Here is a 17,098-nt window from a genome sequence, read left to right on the forward strand (position 1 = left end):
GATCTCGCTTTGTCTTATTCTATTGATGGCGAGCCTCCCGGCGCCGGTTGGTGCCGCCGACGGGCCGGTATTCGGTGAGAATTTCGGCATCAATGTCAAGAACGAGCGGATCACCCCCGCCGAAGCGGAAAAGATAGCGGCTCTGGGCATCGGCACGGTGCGAATCGCGATCAACTGGAATCATGTCGAGCGCGAGCGCGAATATTACGATTGGGAAGTGCCGCTGCCCGGCTGGCATCGCCTGTCCGGCGACGAAGACTGGCCGGATTATAGCTATGACGGCATTATCGCCATATTGCGCGAACGCGGCTTGCATGTTGCCGTCACGCTGATGCGCGGCAACCGGTTTTATACCGGGCCGGATGTCGATACGACCGACGGCGGCAAGACGCGCCGTATGTGGGCCGCGCCGCGCACGCCGGAGGCTATCGACGGCTTCGCCAAATTCGCGGCGGCGACTGCCAGGCATTACAGCGAGCTTTACGGCCCGGACGCCTTCACCTGGCTGGTGTGGAACGAGCCGGACGCCAATACGGGATTTCCGCCGCAAGCCGATGCCGCCGTGTTCGGCGAATTGCTGGAGAAAAGCTGCGCGGCGATCAAGGAGGCCGTGCCGTCGGCGCGGGTGATGGGACCCGCGCTGGGCGCTTACGGGAACGGAGAAATCCGTCACGAATTCATTCTCGGCATGTTCGGGCGGGCCAATCCATTGCGCTGCCTGGACGCTTTTACGATCCATCCCTACCGTCCTTTCGCGCCGGAAACGGCGGTGAAGGATTACAGGCGGGTAAGAACCGAGCTTTTGCCGTGGCAGCCCGCGAAGCCCGTGCCGGTGGCGACCGACGAATGGGGCTACAGCATCAACAAGAACGATATCCCTCATCGCGTCGAAATCTGGCGAGATTTCAGCGGCGAGGAACAGGCCGCGCTCATGCTGCGGATGTATCTGACCAATCTTGCCGAGAAATTTCCGCTCACGGTGGTGTACGAATGGCGCGACAGCGGCCGCGATCCCAAGGATTACGAACATAATTTCGGCATGGTGGATTATGACGGCGAGGACAAGCCGGCTATCGCGATGATGCGTTATGTGTGGCCGGAGCTGAAGGGGCGGGGACTGGAAAGCATGGCGAAGGGCCGGAGCTGCTCGCCGCATGAGCATTTCTTCCTGTTCGGACCCCGTAGCGGCGATAAAACGAGGGTGCTGGCGGCTTGGACGGATGATGAAGCGTCCTCCGCCGTCATCGAAGGGGCCGGGGAAGCGAAGGATATTTTCGGAAAATCGGCGGTCCGGCCAAGGCGAAAGGCCATTCCGCTGAGCGGGGTGCCCGTATTAGTGAAGCTGGACCATGACAAATTGCCCGTAATTGCCTGTAAGGGCTCGTAAATTTGGCATGACAGCTTAGGGTAAAGTCTGCTACCTAAAGCGCGCGAATTAACCCGTGGAAAAAACTTATTGATTAAATTCCATCTCCCAGCCGTATCGTGAATATTCGTTATCGATTAGTGCTTTAGCTCGACGGGCTCAGAATAAATTGAGGAGTAAGGCGATGACATTGCCGGTGGTCGGCATTTTTCTGGAGAATCTGCATGGCGGCGGCGCGGAAAAGCTAACCGTGGTCATCGCCAATGCGTTGGCGGCGCGCGGCTATCCCATAGAAATGCTGCTGTGGGAAGCGACCGGCACTCACATCGACAGCCTTTCGCCGCAAGTGAAAATCATCAATCTATCTGAACAGGGCCGCGCCTCGCCGTTTAGGGTTCTCGCCGCGCTCATGCGTTATTTGAGGGATCGGCCCCCGGCGGTTTTCTTTACGCATCTCGAACGTCCGTCGCTGCTGGGGATCGTCGCGTCGTGGTTCGTCGGCTACCGGCATATCGTGCCTTGCGTCCATGTCGATTTTAACGGCTATGCCATGATCGACTATCGGACGCGGCGCACCTTCCTCAAATATCTTGTCGCCTTTTTCTACCGATTCACGGACGCCATTCTGGCGGTTTCGGATGGCGCGGGCCGGTCGGTGCGCAAATTGGTGGGCAAGCGTCCGCGTATTTTTGTCGTGAAGAACGGCTTCGACTTTGACCGGCTTCGGCATGACATGGCTGCGGCAATCGATTTTCCGTGGCTCAATAATAAAGACGCGCCGGTTTTTGTGGGCTGCGGGCGGTTGGTTCCGCAAAAGGAATTCGACGTCTTGCTGCGCGCCTTTGCGGCTGTGCGTCGCCGGCAAGCGGCGCGATTGATTATCCTTGGCGAAGGGCCGCAGCGTCACAGGCTTGAGGCGCTCGCGCGCCAGCTCGGCGTCGAGGGCGATGTCGCGATGCCTGGATATATGCAGAATCCGATGGCATGGTTCTCGCGTAGTGATGTATTCGTGCTCTCCTCGAAGGTCGAGGGGTTTGGCAATGTGCTGATCGAAGCGTTGTTTGCCGGTATGGAGGTGGCGAGCACCGACTGCCTGTCCGGCCCCTCGGAAATTCTCCAGGACGGACAATATGGCGATCTGGTGAAAGTCGGCGATGTCAAAGGCATGGCCGATGCGATGGGGAACGCGCTCGACCGCCGGAAAACCAGGGCCGAAGACCATGCGGCGCAGCTGAACGCCTATTTGAAGGATAATTATGCGATCAGCAACATGATCGACGGTTATCTGCATCTGATAGAAGAAATAGCCGCCGAGCCCGTGGGCGTCGGCTCGCGCGGCAGGCCGGGCGCGGCGGCAGCCGCCATGATGGGAAAAGCGATCCTTATGCTGTTCAGGACTTGATCGATGGCCGCATTTCATAACCTCTCATCTATTTTCGGCGGGCTTTTCAAAAGCGAGCCCAGCCCTCAGGTGCGGATGATTCATACGGTGGTGTGGATCGCCGCCTATCTGGTGATTTTCTATGTCTTCCGCAGCGTCCTCCCGGAGAAGTTCTTCCGCGACGCCGAAGGTCTTGCGCAGATGATCCAGACCCAGAAAATCGATGCGAACGCGTTCGGCTCCATGGTTATCTTCTATAATGCCATGCCGTCATGGTTGGTTCCGCATTTGCCTGCGATCGTGGGCACCTTGTCGCTGGCCGTCGTCCTTCCCTACATACGCAGCTATTGGATCATGCTGCTGATGCCCTTCCTGTTCTACCCCTTCGTCGTCTTCAATTTCATGGCGCCGTCCAAGGAAACGCTGGTCGGGATCATGGCGCTGATCGTCTACCGGCTTTGCCGCAATCCTCATTGGGAGATTCCGGCGTTCGTCGGCATCGTCCTCATGTATGCGCTCTATGGCGCTCTGGTGCGGCCTTATTACCTTCTCATTCTTGTCTTGTTCATGGGCTTTATCTTCATGGCGCGCACGCCGGTGGCGATATGGCTGCCATGCGTGCTGTTCGTTCTGGTCGGCATGATCTTCCTGCCCAAGGAAGTATTCTGGGAAATCCAGTCGTCGCGGGACATGTATGCCTTGTCGCAATCCCAGGCAGCCGGAGGCCATGTCGTACGGACATATTTCTATAATCTCCTGCCGCCGATCAATGTGCTAAATTTCTTCATCAATACCGTATGGGGCGTTCTTGTGCTTGTCTGCCCGTTCCTGGTCGCCTTTACGATTAATGAGTTGGTGATGATGCTTAATGTGGCGCTTTATGCTTCGGCGGCTCTGGCGGGTTTCTCGAAGATGCAGGGCGCGGCCCGTCTGCCGTATGTGTTGTTTATGGCGCATATTCTGACATTGGCGCAATTCGAGCCCGATCTTGGAAGCTATTTGCGCCATTTCTCCAGCGTCTTGGTGCTGATTGCGCCCGGATTCCAGTTCCTGTTCCGGGTGAACCAGAAACAGCCGGCGCAGGCGCAAGCCGCCGCCGCGCTTTCATGATAGCCGCCTATGACAATTCCCTTGTATAGACATAACTTAGAAACTAGCGTCTGAGCCATGAACCCCGATAACGCGCCTCGTTTTATTTCCATGACTTCGGCCCGCAGCATGGAGATTCTGTGGGCGGTCGTATGGCGCGGCGTGCTGTATAGCCTGATCGCCTTGGCCGTCACGGCATGCGGCGTTTATATTTTCGCCCAGACGGCATGGGAGTTCTTTCTGAACGATAGTTTAAGGCTGGATCGCGAGGGAGCCGTCTCCCTGTTTTTCCTGCTTTCTTTTCCCGCCTTCATCCTTGGATGGAGCATGGCTGTCCATGTCGTGCTCCGCGAGCGTTTTTCCGATTTCGAGATCGCGCTTCTGGCCATGGACAGAAAGCCGTCCCGCAAGTTCAAACGCAAGTGACATGCCCGACTGCCACTTAATTTATTAAGTATTTCCTTAATCTTATTTTTTAAACTCATGTCCTAAAAACTCTAGATTAGGGCAGCAATGTCTATAGGCTTAAATCCAGGCGCGCCGGAACATATCGCTATTTTCGTCGAGAATCTTGAGGGTGGCGGGGCTGAAAAGATCGTCGCCACGCTGGCTAATTACGTCGCGGAAAAGGATCTCGATGTCGATATGGACCTCGTCATGCAAAATGCGCGGGGGCATTTCCTGGCCTCTATCGTTCCGCGAGTCGAGCGGTTCGATATAGCGGCGGAAGGGATATTCTACCCCTTCCGCGTTCTTAAATTTCTTGCGGGATACTTGCGGCGCCGCCGTCCCATGATATTGCTGGCGCATATGGAAAAGCCCTCGCTTCTGGCTATCGTGGCCGGGTGTCTTGCCGGCTACGGCAATATCATTCCATGCGTTCATACCGATCTTACGGCCTATGCCCGACTCGAGCATAGAAAGCGCCGCACTTTGCTGCTGCATGCCGTCAAGCTGCTCTATCCGTATGCATCCTGTATCGTCGCGGTATCCGAAGGCACGGCGCAAGTCATGCGCAGCTTGCTTGGCGCCCGGTGTCCTCCCGTCCATGTGGTCATGAACGGTTTCGATTTCGCGGAAATCCGGCGGCTGGCGGCGGCAGAGCCCGACCTGCCGTGGCTTCGGCAAAAAACCGCGCCGGTGATCATGGCCTGCGGCCGCCTGGTGCCGCAAAAAGGCTTCGACATATTGCTGCGCGCTTTCGCCGAGCTGCACAAGACAATGCCGTCGCGCCTCGTAATTCTCGGCGATGGGCCTATGCGACCGGCGCTGCTGGCGCTCGCCGAAGAACTGGGGATCAAGGATGATGTCGCGCTGCCCGGCTTTGCGGCCAATCCCTATCCTTGTTTTGCCCGCGGCGATCTGTTCGTCCTGTCCTCGCGCGTCGAAGGATTATCGAATGTGCTGATCGAAGCCTTGGCCGTGGGAACGCCGATCGTCAGCACCGACTGCCCGCCCGGCCCGCGCGAAGTTCTGGCCGGCGGCAAATTCGGGCGCTTGGTTCCTGTTGACGACGTTCAGGCGATGGCCGAAGCCATGAAAGAAGAATTGCAGCGTCCGAAACCGTCGCGGCCGGACGCGGCGCTGGAGGCTCATTTGCAGTCCTATTCGGTTGACAGCATGGTCAAGGGCTATATGAAGATATATGAGCAAGCGAAGCGCGCCCGCATGAAGAAACCTGTATAAATCAACGGAGTGGTGTTTGGAAAAGCTAGCCCGCGCCTTTTTTTACAGCCTGCCCGACGAATGGGCGCTGCAGCTGCTTTACTTCAAGGTATTCGGCCGTTTTGCGAATTTGCGCCACCCCAAGGGCTTTCAGGAAAAGCTCGTCTGGAGAAAGCTATATCAGCGCAACCCGCGTTTCACGCTTTTTGCCGACAAGGCGGCGGTCAAGGATGAGATCGCCAGGCTGGTCGGGCCGCAACATGTCATTCCCACTTTATGGACCGGAACCGATCCCGAGGACATTCCCTTCGATACGCTCGAGCCGCCCTATGCCATCAAGACCAATCACGGCAGCGGCGGCCATTTCTTCATCCGCAAGGCGGAGGATATCGACAAAAAGAAAATTTGCGCGAGCATGCGGCAGCAGTTGGCGCTCCGTTACGGGCATAGGCTGCGCGAATGGGCTTATCATGATATTTCGCGCAAAATTTTAGTGGAGCGCATGCTCGTCACGCCGCAGGACGCGCCGCCGGAAGACTACAAATTTCTGGTTTTTCATGGACGGGTGCGGGCGATCCAGATCGATCACGACCGGTTCACCAATCATACCCGCGCTTTCTATGACCGGGACTGGAAGCGGCTGCCCTTTACCGGCCTGTATCCCGCGCCGGATTTCCTTGCGCCGCGCCCGGCAATGCTCGAGGAGATGATCGCGGTCGCGGAAAAAATCGGCAGCCAGTTCGATTTCGTTCGCGTCGATCTGTATCAGATTCCTCCGGCGGTCTATTTCGGGGAAACGACATTTTATCCGGGCGGCGGCATCTATGGCTTTCAGCCTCGCGAATGGGAATTGAAAATGGGCGAATTGTGGAAAATCGACACCCTGTAATCCCATGAAAAAAGACCGCAAGAAAAAATCAAGGAAAGAGGAAGAAGATGCCGACGCATGGAGAGACCGCCTGTTGATGGGACTTATCCTCATGCTGCTGGTGGTCGGGTTGTGCATGCTGTTTTCGTTCAACACGCCCGAACGCCCGCTCGAATGCAGCGGCCCCGGCGGATCGCTGCTGGCTTTCGGATCGTGCAAGGAGCGATGATCAGTTCGTCATCGCGCTTTGCGACAGAACGCGCAGCGCGTCGGCCAGTTCGTGCTGTTTGCGCTCGACCGCCGCTTCGCCTTCCCGGATAGCCTCTTCCGCGCGGTCGAATTCCAGAAGGCCGATATGCCCCAGGCGCGGCGCGATATGCACGTCGGGGGGATCGCCGGCAAGGCGCGAGCGCGTGATGCGATCCTGCATGATGTTGAGCGAGGCGGTCATGACGCCGAATAGGCTTGGCCCGTCATAGTCGCGGCGGAATATACGCCGCGTCAGATTGTCCATGAGGCTCATTTTGTTTTCGAGCTCGGCGGTGCTTTCGATGATTTTCAGCAGGTCGAATCCCGCCGCCGTGGGAATGGTGGATTCGGGGCGGCGCGCCTTGCCGATAATATCGGCGTTGATGTTGACGGCGATGACCATGTCCGCGCCCAATGCTCGGCAGACGCCGACCGGCAGCGGGTTGATGAGGGCCCCGTCCACCAGCCATCTTCCGTCATGCAGAATGGGAGGGAATACGCCGGGCAGCGAGAACGACGCGCGCATCGCTTCGGCAAGTCCGCCTTCCTGGAGCCAGATTTCATGGCCGGTCACGAGGTCCGTCGCCACGGCGGCGTAAGGCACCGGCAGGTCCTCGATTTTCAAGCCGCCGATATGGCGTTTGACTTCGTCGAGCAGGCGCTGGCCGCTGATCATGCCGCCGCTGCGCACTTTGAGGTCGAGAAAGCTGACGATTTTTCTTTTGTTGAGGCCGAGCGACCAAGCCTCGAGCTCCTCCATTTTATCGGCGAGATAGATGCCGCCGACCAGCGCGCCTATCGAGCATCCGGCGATGATATCGAATTTGAATCCCAGGCGCCTGAGCGCCCGAATCACGCCGATATGGGCCCATCCGCGAGCCATGCCGCTGCCCAGCGCCAGGCCGATTTTCCGGCGGTGCAAAGCCTTTGGAGGGAAGGGGCGTCCGTCATCCATGCTCTGTCTCTGACCCACAAAAGGGCTGTCTATTCACGCAATAATCTCTATGATAGGCGCGGGACGTAAATAAACCGCTTAAGCTGCTTTTTTTGCGTCTGCGAACGACGAAAGCGGGTTCTTTTGCCTTCTTCCATATTTGTGATGAAATGAACGGAAAACCAGCGCCTTCCCTGCAATTAATCGCACGCCTGTTTCGCGGCTATCTGCGCCCATATTTGAGCCAGGTCGCCATGGCCGTCTTCTTCATGGCCGTGGCGGCGGCGATGGCCGGCGCGCTGTCATTCATGATGCAGATGATCATCGACCAGGTGGTCATTCCGCGCGACGAGGTGCGCCTGGTCGAGGTTGCCGTGGGCATCATCGCCGTCTTCGCGCTGCGCGGATTCGCGACCTATGGGCAGACGGTCATCATGAACAAGATCGGCCAGCAGATCGTGACGAATGTCCAGCGCGAGCTTTACCGTCATATGCTGCGGCTTGATCTGGCGTTCTTCCATGCCAACGCTTCCGGCGCGCTGCTTGCCCGGCTGACCAACGATGTCGCCGTCATGAGGGTGGCGGTCGCCGAATGCCTTGTGAGCGCGTTTCGCGGGTCGCTGACTTTAGCGGTGCTGGTCGGGGCGATGTTTTATCAGGATTGGCAGCTCGCGATCGGAGCGTTCCTGATTTTTCCGCCGACATCCTGGTTCGTGGCGAAGGTCGGCAAGAAGATGCGCCGCAACGCCGCGAATACGCAGGCGGATATAGGGAAATTCTCGGCCTTCCTCAGCCAGACTTTCCAGGGTGTGCGCCATGTGAAGGCCTATGGCATGGAAGACCATGAGCAGGGCCGGGTGACGGGCATCACCGAAAATATCTTGAGGCTGTCGGTCAAGGGCGTCCGGATCGGGGCCATGACCCAACCGGTCACCGAAATTCTCAGCGGGCTCGCCATCGTCGCGGTTCTTCTCTATGGCGGCATGCAGGTGATTTCGGGCGCGAATACACCCGGCTCTCTCTTTGCCTTCATTACGGCTTTTCTTCTGGCTTATGAGCCGATGAAGCGCATGGCCAAAATGAATTCTCAGTTGCAAGCCGGGCTGGCGGCGGCGGAACGAGTCTTCGAGATTTTGGATATGAAACCGAATATCCAGGACGGATCGTCCGCCATCCCGCTTCAATCCCAGGATTATACCATCGCTATCGATGGCGCGAACTTCGCCTATCCGGATGGAACTCAGGCATTGTCCGGTCTGACGATCGAGGTGCCGCATGGCAAGACTGTCGCCATCGTCGGGCCATCGGGTTCTGGAAAATCAACGATCATCAACCTTATTCCCAGATTCTACGACGTGCAGGCGGGCGCCATCACCATCGGTGGTCAGAACATCAAGGATTTGCAGCTTGCCAGTCTGCGCTCCCATATCGCGCTGGTCAGCCAGGAAACGGCGCTGTTCGACGAGAGCATCCGCGCCAATATCGCCTATAGCAAACCCGATGCGACGGAGGCGGAAATCCAGGCCGCGGCCGTGGCGGCTTATGCGGACGGGTTCATCAGGTCGCTGCCGCAAGGCTACGATACCGTGGTCGGAGAAATGGGGGTCAAGCTGTCCGGAGGGCAGCGCCAGCGCATCGCGATTGCGAGAGCCATGCTTCGCAACGCGCCTATTTTGCTGCTCGATGAAGCGACCTCGGCGCTCGACAACGAATCGGAGCGCGCGGTGCAGGATGCGTTGCGCCGGTTGCAGCGCGGCAGAACCACGATTGTCGTGGCGCACCGCCTCAGCACGGTCGTCGATGCCGATCAGATCGTGGTTCTGGATCACGGGCGCGTGGTGGACCAGGGCACGCATCGCGATTTGCTGCGGCGCGGTGGCGCTTATGCACGGCTTTATGGAAGTCAGAGCGATGGTTTTCAGGGAGATTTAACGGAATCCGGATTACAATCCGAATATGCAAACGGCGAACGTCATTGATCACGGAGGAATGGGCGAACAGGAGCAGGAACTCCGCCGCCAGAAAGTCGGCAGGATGATGCTGACGCTGGTTTTGGCCTACTGCATTTTGTGCATTGCAATGACGTTCGGCCAGCGTTCGCTGATGTATTTCCCCGACCGCGGAGTCTTTAATCCCGCCGCATGGGGCATGTCGGAATTCAGGCCGATGCGGCTTACGACCGACGATGGCCTCACGATCACCAGCTGGTATCATGCGCCGCGCGATGCCTCGAAGCCTACCATCGTCTTCATGCAGGGCAATGCCGGCCATCCGGGCCAAAGGAACTTCAAGGTTCTGCCATGGGTAGGCGCCGGCTATGGCCTGGTCATGGTCGGGTATCGCGGTTTCGGCGTCAATCCGGGCTCGCCGACCGAACAGGGGCTTTACCGCGATGCGAGGGCGGTGCTGAACGATCTTAAGATGCGAGGCATAACGGATCGGAAGCTGATCCTGTATGGCGAGTCCATAGGCACCGGCATTACCGTGCAAATGGCGACCGAATATTCAGCCGCCGGCGTTATTCTGGAATCGCCCTATACTTCGACCGGGGATGTGGGCGCCTGGCGCTATCCTTTCTTGCCGGTTCGTCATCTGATTTGGGATCGCTTCGATTCTCTCAGCAAGATCGCCAATGTGCATATGCCCTTGATGATCATGCATGGCGAAGCGGATATGGTCGTGCCGGCGCAGTTCGGCAAGAAACTCTATGCCGCCGCGAATGAGCCAAAACGCGCCATGTTCATGGCGGGGCTCGATCACAGTACGATCTATGATAGCGCCGTTCACGCGGCGGTTATGGAATTCATGGCGTCCTTGACCCAGGACAAAGAAAGTTCGCGCGCCGGAACCATAACCGCAACGAGCGGGTACGGCATGGAGAAAACTCCTTAAGGCCCCCTATATGCTCGTCGCAATTTAAGAATCGCGATGATTATATGTTTCAGGAAGAATAACGGCAGGTGGGTATGCCGTTGGTCTGATAATAAAACTGCACGGTAACCGGCTTATTTTCCTTAAGCCATACGGGCGCCGTGCATGGAAGCTGGCCAAGGGGCATTATATATTGATTGCCGCGCGGACGCACGCTGACTCCCCTTAATATAGACCCGGCATAATTGCATGCGACCATGGGCATGAAATTTATTTTGTAAAGCTTGCCGCCATAAACCGTTTCGGTTGTTCCTTTTTCAACCGTGAAGCCCCGTAATATTTTGCTCGACATGACCATGCCCGTGGTTTCCAGCGTGCAGTTTCGCGGCACGTCGTCGATTGGAATGCCGAAACTTTGGCCCACTCTCAGGCTCAGCAATTTATCGAAGCCGGAACCCTCTTTTTGATGGATGGTGATTTTGACGCCGCCGGGAGCGGAAGGATCGGCATTTGCCATGCTGAGGTCCATGTCGGATACCGGACGCATGCTGGCGCTAATCTTGTCCTTGAGCTGCTCTTGCGCTTTCTGGCGCGTGACGGCGGCTTGTTTGGCTACGGCTCTCGCGCCTGCAGTACTGTTGCCGCTCTTGCCGGGGAGCCCTCGCTTGAGGGAAGCGGGGGGAACGAATATATTGTAATCGGAGGCCGTGGCCGCTTTATTCTTCGCCGCCTTGTCTTTGTCTGTCGGCTTGGGAGAAAGGCCGAATATGTCGAAAATGAAAGATGATACGCCGCCACCCGTACCGCTTGGCTTCGCCACGACATCCTGCGCATAACTGGCATGTGGCAACAATGAAGCCATGAGGGCAAAGCACGTCACTGCTGCGATCTTCATGTCCCAAACCCCGTTCATACAAAAATACCTAATTAATTTATCATATTGTAGTGGATAGAAAAACATCTTAATTAAGAGAATTCTGTCTTTATATGGTTATGAAACTATGAACGAATTTTTCCGTGAAGTCCGGAGCCTGCGTATTTGGTGCTGTTTTTTCATATTAGCTGGCCTGTTAAGCGGGCATGAGGCCCATGCTGGCGCCGAATCGGCGGACAAGCGTCCTGTATTTGACAGGGCGAGGATAACGGTAAGCGGCGATTCCGGCCCTGAGCAGAATCTTGAGGTCGAGGTGGCCCGAACCGGCGAGCAACAGGCTTACGGCCTGATGTTTCTAAACGAGCTGCCCGGTACCGACGGCATGCTGTTTGTCAGCAAACAGCCCAGAGTCATGTATTTCTGGATGAAGAATACCCTGATTCCTCTCGACATTATCTTTATCGGCGCCGATAGCAAGATCGTGAAAGTCGTTGCCGGGGCAACCCCGCTGTCGACCATGCCGATGAGTTCGGAGAAGCCGGTTCTTATGGCCCTGGAAATTCAGGGGGGGCGAGCCGCGCGGCTTGGGATCAGGCCGGGCGCGAGGGTCGCTTTGCCATAGTTGTTTTGAACGACAAAGCCGCTCCATAGCGAAAATCGCGGAGCTCCCGTTTGCCAAAGTTTGAGAATTAGAGCATAAAAGCGCCAATTGCCTTTAGCATGCATTATCCATAAGGCTTCGGGGCGTAGCGCAGTCTGGTAGCGCGTCTGGTTTGGGACCAGAAGGCCCCCGGTTCGAATCCGGGCGCCCCGACCAGCCTTCGCGAGCGTAGCGAGTGAAGGCTGTCACGCCGTAGCCCAACGGGCGAAGGCGGACTGGCTGCCGCGCTCGCTGCGGCCCGGCAAGCCACCTCTCTCTATCCTTCGCAAAAAGCGTCTCAAATAGAAAATTCCCCGGCGGAAAATCCAGCCGGGGAATGCATTCGGTTATCCAAAATAAAACTGGGACGTCAATCAGTCCGTAGCCATGTCGCACATGGCTTCTTCTTTCCATAGCAACTGGCCGGATGACGTCTTCTCGATATTGCTGACGATTGCGTATGAAGTCGAGTGATGCCGGGGCATGTCCAGCGCGGTATCGCCTTCGGATATTCTTTGAACTTTAAGAGCGGCTTGCGAATGGGGCATAAGTCTCTCCCTGTATCAATGTGTGCGATCACTATAGTACATGCGCGCATGGAGTGCGAATGATTTGATTGCGATCCGTTTCAAAAATATATGAACTGTCATAAAATTTATATCCGTCTCATGGATTTGCGCGCGCAAAAAAATTGCGCGGCTGCAGCATTTCATCGTCATCAATTCGAGGAATTTGTATGCGGCCTGCGCATTCCTTGGCTTCGCTGCGCTATTGCATGTCTTGTTGCAGGCGCTAACCATTCGTGTCGATGTGAAGCCATTGCGGAAAAAAGGGAACTAGTTTTGTTTCGCCGCAATGCAATACGGCCTTGGCGCGCACGGCATCGAGTTTGATCATCGCAAGACCGGCATCGCCCAGCGCGCTGCGCATGACGCCTGCGGTCTGTCCGCCGGCGATGACAGGCGAATCGGGAGCCGGGCAGGGGCCTTCGATCCGCACCGGAAACAGGCGTTTTTTAATCAAGGCGCGATGATAGGTGCGGGCCGTGAGTTCCTGTCCGATGTAACAGCCCTTGGAGAAACTGATCGCGTTCAATTGTTCGAGATTATATTCGAGCAGGATGCTCTCGCCTGGGATCATATCGCGGCTGCCGTCCGGCACGCCGAGAGTCAGCCGAGAATATTCGCAATCATGAAGCACCGCGTCATTGCGCGGCGGCAGCTTCGCGCGCGGCAGGATCATGCGGCGGCCGAGAGCACTCAGGCGCGGATCGGTGAACATGAATCCGTCTTCGTAACGCTGCGCGCGCCCAGGCTCGTCCACCGGCGTTTTATCCGAAGAAATCGCCACGCCATATTCGGCGGAGACATCGGCAATATCGATTTCGCTGCGAAGCTTGTAGCGGCTAAGGCGCTGGATAAGATCACCGATGCGCGCAGCCTCGCAATCCAGCCACAGCGCGTCGCCGGTTTCGATGATGAATAGATCATGGAGGAATTTTCCCTGCGGTGTCAGCAAGATTGCATAAAGGGCGCGATCGGGCCCCGTCAATGCGACATCCTGCGTCACCAGTCCCTGCAGGAATTTCTGGCGGTCAGGGCCGCCGATGGCGACCACGCCGCGGTAATCTAAGGAAGTGAAGGGCATGGCGTTATCATTGGGCAATTCCGCGTTTAAGACAAGCTTAAGATTCCTTCTCTAACCTTCGGAACATGAATGTGAAAAGGCTTAAATTATGTCTGTCTTTATCCGCGCTGGCGCTGGTCGGCGGCTGTAATTCCGTCCATTGGCCGGAGGCGTGGAAATCGAGGAGCGATGTCGCGCCCGCCGAACAGCTGCCGCCGCGCACATGGTGTTACAGCACGTTGGCTAAAGCTGAATGCTATGCGGAGCCGCGTCCGGAACTGGCAAGCCGTTTGATCAATGTCGATCCGCCGCAGCGCCCTGCCTATGCGCCGCCGCCGCTTCCTCGCGCCGCCGCGCCGGTATCTCCGCCGTTACCGCCGGCAGTGGCCGCACCGCCGCCTCCCGTGCCTGCGCCAACGACGGCGCCCGCGCCGCATCCTTCCGCAATGCCGGGGGAATTGCGACCGATGGATATTCATCCATCAAACTAAAATTATTCTCTAGATGGTTTTCCCGTCAGCTGGCCGAACAATCTTTGCGGAGATTGTTCCGGGCGGTCGGGAGAAGGCTGCACGAACGGAGCCAGCGCGGCGGGCAGCTCATGCCGTACCCACGGGGAATGGATCATACGGCTGGTATATAACGTTCCCGGATAAGTCCGGTCGATGCAATAGCCGACTTCACTGGATCGTAGAGCCAGATTGCAGGGAAGGGTGAGCGCGGTCGCGCGGGCCTCTTCCGACCGATCTATATCCTCTTCTGAATAACCGGCGAGGTGGTCGCTGATATTCACGGCCCCGCTATACGAGGTATATGAATTCAGCATTTCGCCGATATCAAAGTTCGCACTACGCTCTCTGGCCATGCAGTCGGCATCTCTCTTTGCTTCCTGCGCGCGCACTTGGTCGCGCATCTGTTCTCGCACATGCTCCTTGGTGGCCTCGGTTCGCGCGCGCAGGGCCTCGGCGAAAGGCTGATCGGAATCCAGGGGAATGCCGATCGCTATATGCAGGACTTCTTTGACGCGGTCGCGATAGGCCTCTTCATAAGTCACGGGAACACCGGTCGTTTCCTTGGAGGCTTCGAGCAGCAATTGATAGGGCGGCAAAGCGCCATTCGGATCGGCCAGACGGCCCGTCAAGGTATGACCCGCGAGGATAAAAGCCTGCCGCAGCAATTGCTCTTCCGATGACAGCCCGGCGACATATTGCTGAACCGCGTCCGACATGATTTTGGGAACCGCTTCCCCGATGGGCGTATCGTGCAGGCTGCCGATTTGCATGTCGGGACTCATATTGCCTGGATCATACTTTTCTCCGATATCCTCCATGCACATCGGCGTGCCGCGCTCCTCGACATAACGGGCATTGTTCAATGCCTGGGCAATGGACGCGTTCGGTTCGATATGGCGTTCGAGCAAATAATAAAGATTGAATACGTCGTCGAGGTCGAGGCGGTTAGTCAGTTTCACGGTGCCTTCGTCTTCATAGAGCCCGGTATGAACAATCCCCTCTCGCGGATAATACTGAAATCTAGGCCGCCTATAAGCTTCACGCTCGGCGGTATTGTCGGTTGGAATGCCAAAGGCAGGGGCAACATCGATAAGAGTTTCAAGGGCCTTCCGTACCGTTTCGCGCAGGCTGCCGAGTTGCTCCGGATTCTTGGGCGTGAAAGATATATTGTAAGTCGTAATGCGTGCTGTCGTAGTCCCGCGATAGTGCTCTTTGTCGACTGTCTCCCGATAAGGGTCGAAATCATCTTCCCCTGAAGTCGGTGCATTGGGAAGATAGGCCGGATTATAGTATCTAGGTTTGATCATGCCGCTGCCGCTGGCGTCGATAGAAATGCCGCCGATCAGCTTCGCGCCATCTTCCAGCGGCGGCGCGTCGGCATGGAACTGGTCGATCGCGGGTTGAAGCCTTTTACGGGCGGCATCCTCCGGCTCAGGATCGAAGCTGCCGATGACGGCCATCGCCCTAGCACGCGCTTCCTCGCATTCTTTGAGTTCGTACAGGCGGGCGAAAAATCGTTCATACGGCATATCGAAGAAAGCTTTATTCTCGACATAGCGTTCATGAAAATCGCTCCAGATCTCCCGGGGTAGCCCGATTTCCGGCGCGGCGCAGATCGTGCCCACGATCACCCGCGCGGCTGCGAAGGAATTCAGATTGTCTGTCTTAATGCTATCGATAAGCTCGCCAATGCCCACCGCGATTTCCGCCGTCTGCGCGGGATCGAAAAAGATCGGCTTGATATGAGGTTTAAGCTTTTCGCGGGCCGCTTCGATTTTTTTCTGTTCGTCGGTCATCTGGCCGTCGACCGTGAAGCCTTCGCGCTTGGCTTGGTCGCCGTTTCGTTTGGCAACTTCTTCGACAAGCCAGCGCGTATCATCGTTCCTGACATGCCCGAAGGGACTGCCATAGCCACTTATATCCATGATCTTGCCGGTTTCGTACAGGACGTCCCATATGCCCTTCTTGCCGTCGCGCCAGCCTTCGAGCAGGGTTTTAAGCTGGGATGAGCGCCGCGCCTCGATTTCCTGGGGATCTTGGTAAAGATTGCGCAAATCGCTGAACATGGCCGAAGTCCCGAAATGATTTAATCAATCGGGAATCAGTATCAAATTGCTGGCGAGGCTGGCAAGCAACTAAAGCCGCTGCCGGGGGGTAGGGGGCGTTTGATTGAGATCGCCCTCATTGCCATGCGCCCTCCATGGCGATACCTTGCGAGAGAGCTTTGATTCGAGCCAATCACTGGTAAACAGGGCAAGTTTTCTATGATACAGACGCGTTCCCGCTATTTTCAGCTTGGCACTATATTTTGGGTTGGGTTCGTCGCGCTCATATATCAGATGTACAGCGTGCGCGTGCTATTTATGTTTTTCGTGGAAAGCACCCACGCCGTAGCGCTGGCTATATCCTCTTTTCTGGGCGGGCTGGCCTTGTCGAGCCTGCTATTTTCCCGCATGACGCGTCACAATACGCGCAGCCGTTCCCTTATATGCCTGATGATGCTGGCCGCCGGCCTTTATGGCTATTTCATTCTGGCTAACTATCAATGGATTCCGGAATGGCTGGATGCCGTGCATCATGGCGTCCACGTCGCATGGCTCGCCAATAGCTTGCATTATGCGATTATCTGGTTTTACGCATTTTTGCCCGCTTTTTTCATGGGGGGCGCTTTTCCCCTCATCAATGGCCTCTATCTCGATTCCGTGGATGAATCGGCGCGCGATACTGGAACAGTTTATTTTTGGGACACGCTGGGGGCTATCGCGGGGTCGTTGATCGGCGGATTCGTGTTGCTGCCGATTATGGGCACGCGCCTGACCGCTGTCGTGGCGGCAGGCATGAATATTTTACTGGCGGCCGGGCTTGTTCCAAGGCGGTTGTATGCCTATCCGATATTATGCGTCTTCGGCATTGCGCTGTTCTTTGAAATCCGCACTCATCCGCCTAATCCCACGCTTTCTCGCGAGACGGCGAAGGCGCCCGCGATCGATGCGGCTCCTCGCGCTTCGGCTGGCATTCGCCCT

Annotated in this window: 17 protein-coding genes and 1 tRNA gene (1 of these 18 cut by a window edge); 13 read left to right on the forward strand and 5 right to left on the reverse strand. The window is 56.8% G+C overall.

Features of this window, described 5'->3' with window-relative positions:
* Positions 1 to 25: 25 nt before the first annotated feature.
* From WDO70_11785 to WDO70_11815, 7 genes are all read left to right on the forward strand, one after another.
* On the forward strand, positions 26 to 1,387 hold the full coding sequence (locus WDO70_11785) for a hypothetical protein (protein ID MEJ0063841.1): 1,362 nt from the start codon (positions 26 to 28) through the stop codon (positions 1,385 to 1,387).
* 163 nt (positions 1,388 to 1,550) lie between these two features.
* Positions 1,551 to 2,768 (forward strand): glycosyltransferase, encoded by a 1,218-nt coding sequence (locus tag WDO70_11790; protein ID MEJ0063842.1) that lies wholly within the window; start codon positions 1,551 to 1,553, stop codon positions 2,766 to 2,768.
* A 3-nt stretch (positions 2,769 to 2,771) separates the two neighbouring features.
* On the forward strand, positions 2,772 to 3,857 hold the full coding sequence (locus WDO70_11795) for a hypothetical protein (GenBank protein MEJ0063843.1): 1,086 nt from the start codon (positions 2,772 to 2,774) through the stop codon (positions 3,855 to 3,857).
* A gap of 57 nt (positions 3,858 to 3,914) precedes the next feature.
* Complete coding sequence (locus tag WDO70_11800) at positions 3,915 to 4,262, forward strand: hypothetical protein (GenBank protein ID MEJ0063844.1); 348 nt, start codon at positions 3,915 to 3,917, stop codon at positions 4,260 to 4,262.
* 87 nt (positions 4,263 to 4,349) lie between these two features.
* A complete protein-coding gene (locus tag WDO70_11805) occupies positions 4,350 to 5,522 on the forward strand; it encodes a glycosyltransferase (GenBank protein MEJ0063845.1) in 1,173 nt (390 codons plus the stop codon).
* A 16-nt stretch (positions 5,523 to 5,538) separates the two neighbouring features.
* Positions 5,539 to 6,390: an ATP-grasp fold amidoligase family protein gene (locus tag WDO70_11810; GenBank protein ID MEJ0063846.1), complete on the forward strand. Its 852-nt coding sequence runs from the start codon at positions 5,539 to 5,541 to the stop codon at positions 6,388 to 6,390.
* Positions 6,391 to 6,394: 4 nt separating this feature from the next.
* Positions 6,395 to 6,598: a hypothetical protein gene (locus WDO70_11815; protein ID MEJ0063847.1), complete on the forward strand. Its 204-nt coding sequence runs from the start codon at positions 6,395 to 6,397 to the stop codon at positions 6,596 to 6,598.
* On the opposite strand, the gene rssA is transcribed toward WDO70_11815, so the two are convergent.
* On the reverse strand, positions 6,599 to 7,573 hold the full coding sequence (gene rssA / locus WDO70_11820; GenBank protein ID MEJ0063848.1) for a patatin-like phospholipase RssA: 975 nt from the start codon (positions 7,571 to 7,573) through the stop codon (positions 6,599 to 6,601).
* Positions 7,574 to 7,722: 149 nt separating this feature from the next.
* Between rssA and WDO70_11825 the strand changes: the two genes are divergently transcribed.
* Positions 7,723 to 9,531, forward strand: coding sequence for an ABC transporter ATP-binding protein (locus WDO70_11825; protein ID MEJ0063849.1), 1,809 nt, complete (start codon positions 7,723 to 7,725; stop codon positions 9,529 to 9,531).
* A complete protein-coding gene (locus WDO70_11830) occupies positions 9,509 to 10,444 on the forward strand; it encodes an alpha/beta hydrolase (protein MEJ0063850.1) in 936 nt (311 codons plus the stop codon). Before WDO70_11825 ends, WDO70_11830 begins: the two co-directional genes overlap by 23 nt.
* A 49-nt stretch (positions 10,445 to 10,493) precedes the next feature.
* Here the strand turns inward: WDO70_11830 and WDO70_11835 are convergent, their stop codons facing one another.
* Complete coding sequence (locus WDO70_11835) at positions 10,494 to 11,318, reverse strand: hypothetical protein (GenBank protein MEJ0063851.1); 825 nt, start codon at positions 11,316 to 11,318, stop codon at positions 10,494 to 10,496.
* Between the two features lie 106 nt (positions 11,319 to 11,424).
* Between WDO70_11835 and WDO70_11840 the strand changes: the two genes are divergently transcribed.
* Together WDO70_11840 and WDO70_11845 are read left to right on the forward strand one after the other, a co-directional pair.
* Entirely contained in the window at positions 11,425 to 11,919 is a 495-nt protein-coding gene (locus tag WDO70_11840) for a DUF192 domain-containing protein (GenBank protein ID MEJ0063852.1), read from the forward strand.
* 118 nt (positions 11,920 to 12,037) lie between these two features.
* Positions 12,038 to 12,114: transfer RNA gene (locus tag WDO70_11845), tRNA-Pro, on the forward strand.
* 197 nt (positions 12,115 to 12,311) lie between these two features.
* On the opposite strand, the gene WDO70_11850 is transcribed toward WDO70_11845, so the two are convergent.
* Positions 12,312 to 12,485, reverse strand: a complete 174-nt coding sequence (locus WDO70_11850; GenBank protein MEJ0063853.1) for a hypothetical protein — start codon at positions 12,483 to 12,485, stop codon at positions 12,312 to 12,314.
* Positions 12,486 to 12,729: 244 nt separating this feature from the next.
* Entirely contained in the window at positions 12,730 to 13,584 is an 855-nt protein-coding gene (locus WDO70_11855) for a folate-binding protein (GenBank protein ID MEJ0063854.1), read from the reverse strand.
* 71 nt (positions 13,585 to 13,655) lie between these two features.
* On the opposite strand from WDO70_11855, the gene WDO70_11860 reads away from it, so the two are divergent.
* A complete protein-coding gene (locus WDO70_11860; GenBank protein MEJ0063855.1) occupies positions 13,656 to 14,054 on the forward strand; it encodes a hypothetical protein in 399 nt (132 codons plus the stop codon).
* A gap of 2 nt (positions 14,055 to 14,056) precedes the next feature.
* Here WDO70_11860 and WDO70_11865 read toward each other — a convergent pair whose 3' ends face one another.
* Complete coding sequence (locus tag WDO70_11865; protein ID MEJ0063856.1) at positions 14,057 to 16,141, reverse strand: hypothetical protein; 2,085 nt, start codon at positions 16,139 to 16,141, stop codon at positions 14,057 to 14,059.
* 282 nt (positions 16,142 to 16,423) lie between these two features.
* On the opposite strand from WDO70_11865, the gene WDO70_11870 reads away from it, so the two are divergent.
* Positions 16,424 to 17,098, forward strand: the 5' end (the start) of a protein-coding gene (locus tag WDO70_11870; GenBank protein ID MEJ0063857.1) for a fused MFS/spermidine synthase. It continues 966 nt past the right edge of the window; only the first 675 of its 1,641 coding nucleotides appear in the window; it begins with the start codon at positions 16,424 to 16,426; its stop codon lies beyond the right edge, outside the window.

This window comes from Alphaproteobacteria bacterium (assembly GCA_037200005.1).
GTDB lineage: Bacteria > Pseudomonadota > Alphaproteobacteria > UBA9219 > RFNS01 > JBBCGY01.

Bases quoted from the DNA above. Each gene is read 5' to 3' on its own strand.
- WDO70_11785 (MEJ0063841.1), top strand. From the start codon at position 26: ATGGCGAGCCTCCCGGCGCCGGTTGGTGCCGCCGACGGGCCGGTATTC.
- WDO70_11790 (MEJ0063842.1), top strand. From the start codon at position 1,551: ATGACATTGCCGGTGGTCGGCATTTTTCTGGAGAATCTGCATGGCGGC.
- WDO70_11795 (MEJ0063843.1), top strand. From the start codon at position 2,772: ATGGCCGCATTTCATAACCTCTCATCTATTTTCGGCGGGCTTTTCAAA.
- WDO70_11800 (MEJ0063844.1), top strand. From the start codon at position 3,915: ATGAACCCCGATAACGCGCCTCGTTTTATTTCCATGACTTCGGCCCGC.
- WDO70_11805 (MEJ0063845.1), top strand. From the start codon at position 4,350: ATGTCTATAGGCTTAAATCCAGGCGCGCCGGAACATATCGCTATTTTC.
- WDO70_11815 (MEJ0063847.1), top strand. From the start codon at position 6,395: ATGAAAAAAGACCGCAAGAAAAAATCAAGGAAAGAGGAAGAAGATGCC.
- rssA (MEJ0063848.1), bottom strand. From the start codon at position 7,573: ATGGATGACGGACGCCCCTTCCCTCCAAAGGCTTTGCACCGCCGGAAA.
- WDO70_11825 (MEJ0063849.1), top strand. From the start codon at position 7,723: ATGAACGGAAAACCAGCGCCTTCCCTGCAATTAATCGCACGCCTGTTT.
- WDO70_11830 (MEJ0063850.1), top strand. From the start codon at position 9,509: ATGCAAACGGCGAACGTCATTGATCACGGAGGAATGGGCGAACAGGAG.
- WDO70_11835 (MEJ0063851.1), bottom strand. From the start codon at position 11,318: ATGAAGATCGCAGCAGTGACGTGCTTTGCCCTCATGGCTTCATTGTTG.
- WDO70_11840 (MEJ0063852.1), top strand. From the start codon at position 11,425: ATGAACGAATTTTTCCGTGAAGTCCGGAGCCTGCGTATTTGGTGCTGT.
- WDO70_11850 (MEJ0063853.1), bottom strand. From the start codon at position 12,485: ATGCCCCATTCGCAAGCCGCTCTTAAAGTTCAAAGAATATCCGAAGGC.
- WDO70_11855 (MEJ0063854.1), bottom strand. From the start codon at position 13,584: ATGCCCTTCACTTCCTTAGATTACCGCGGCGTGGTCGCCATCGGCGGC.
- WDO70_11865 (MEJ0063856.1), bottom strand. From the start codon at position 16,141: ATGTTCAGCGATTTGCGCAATCTTTACCAAGATCCCCAGGAAATCGAG.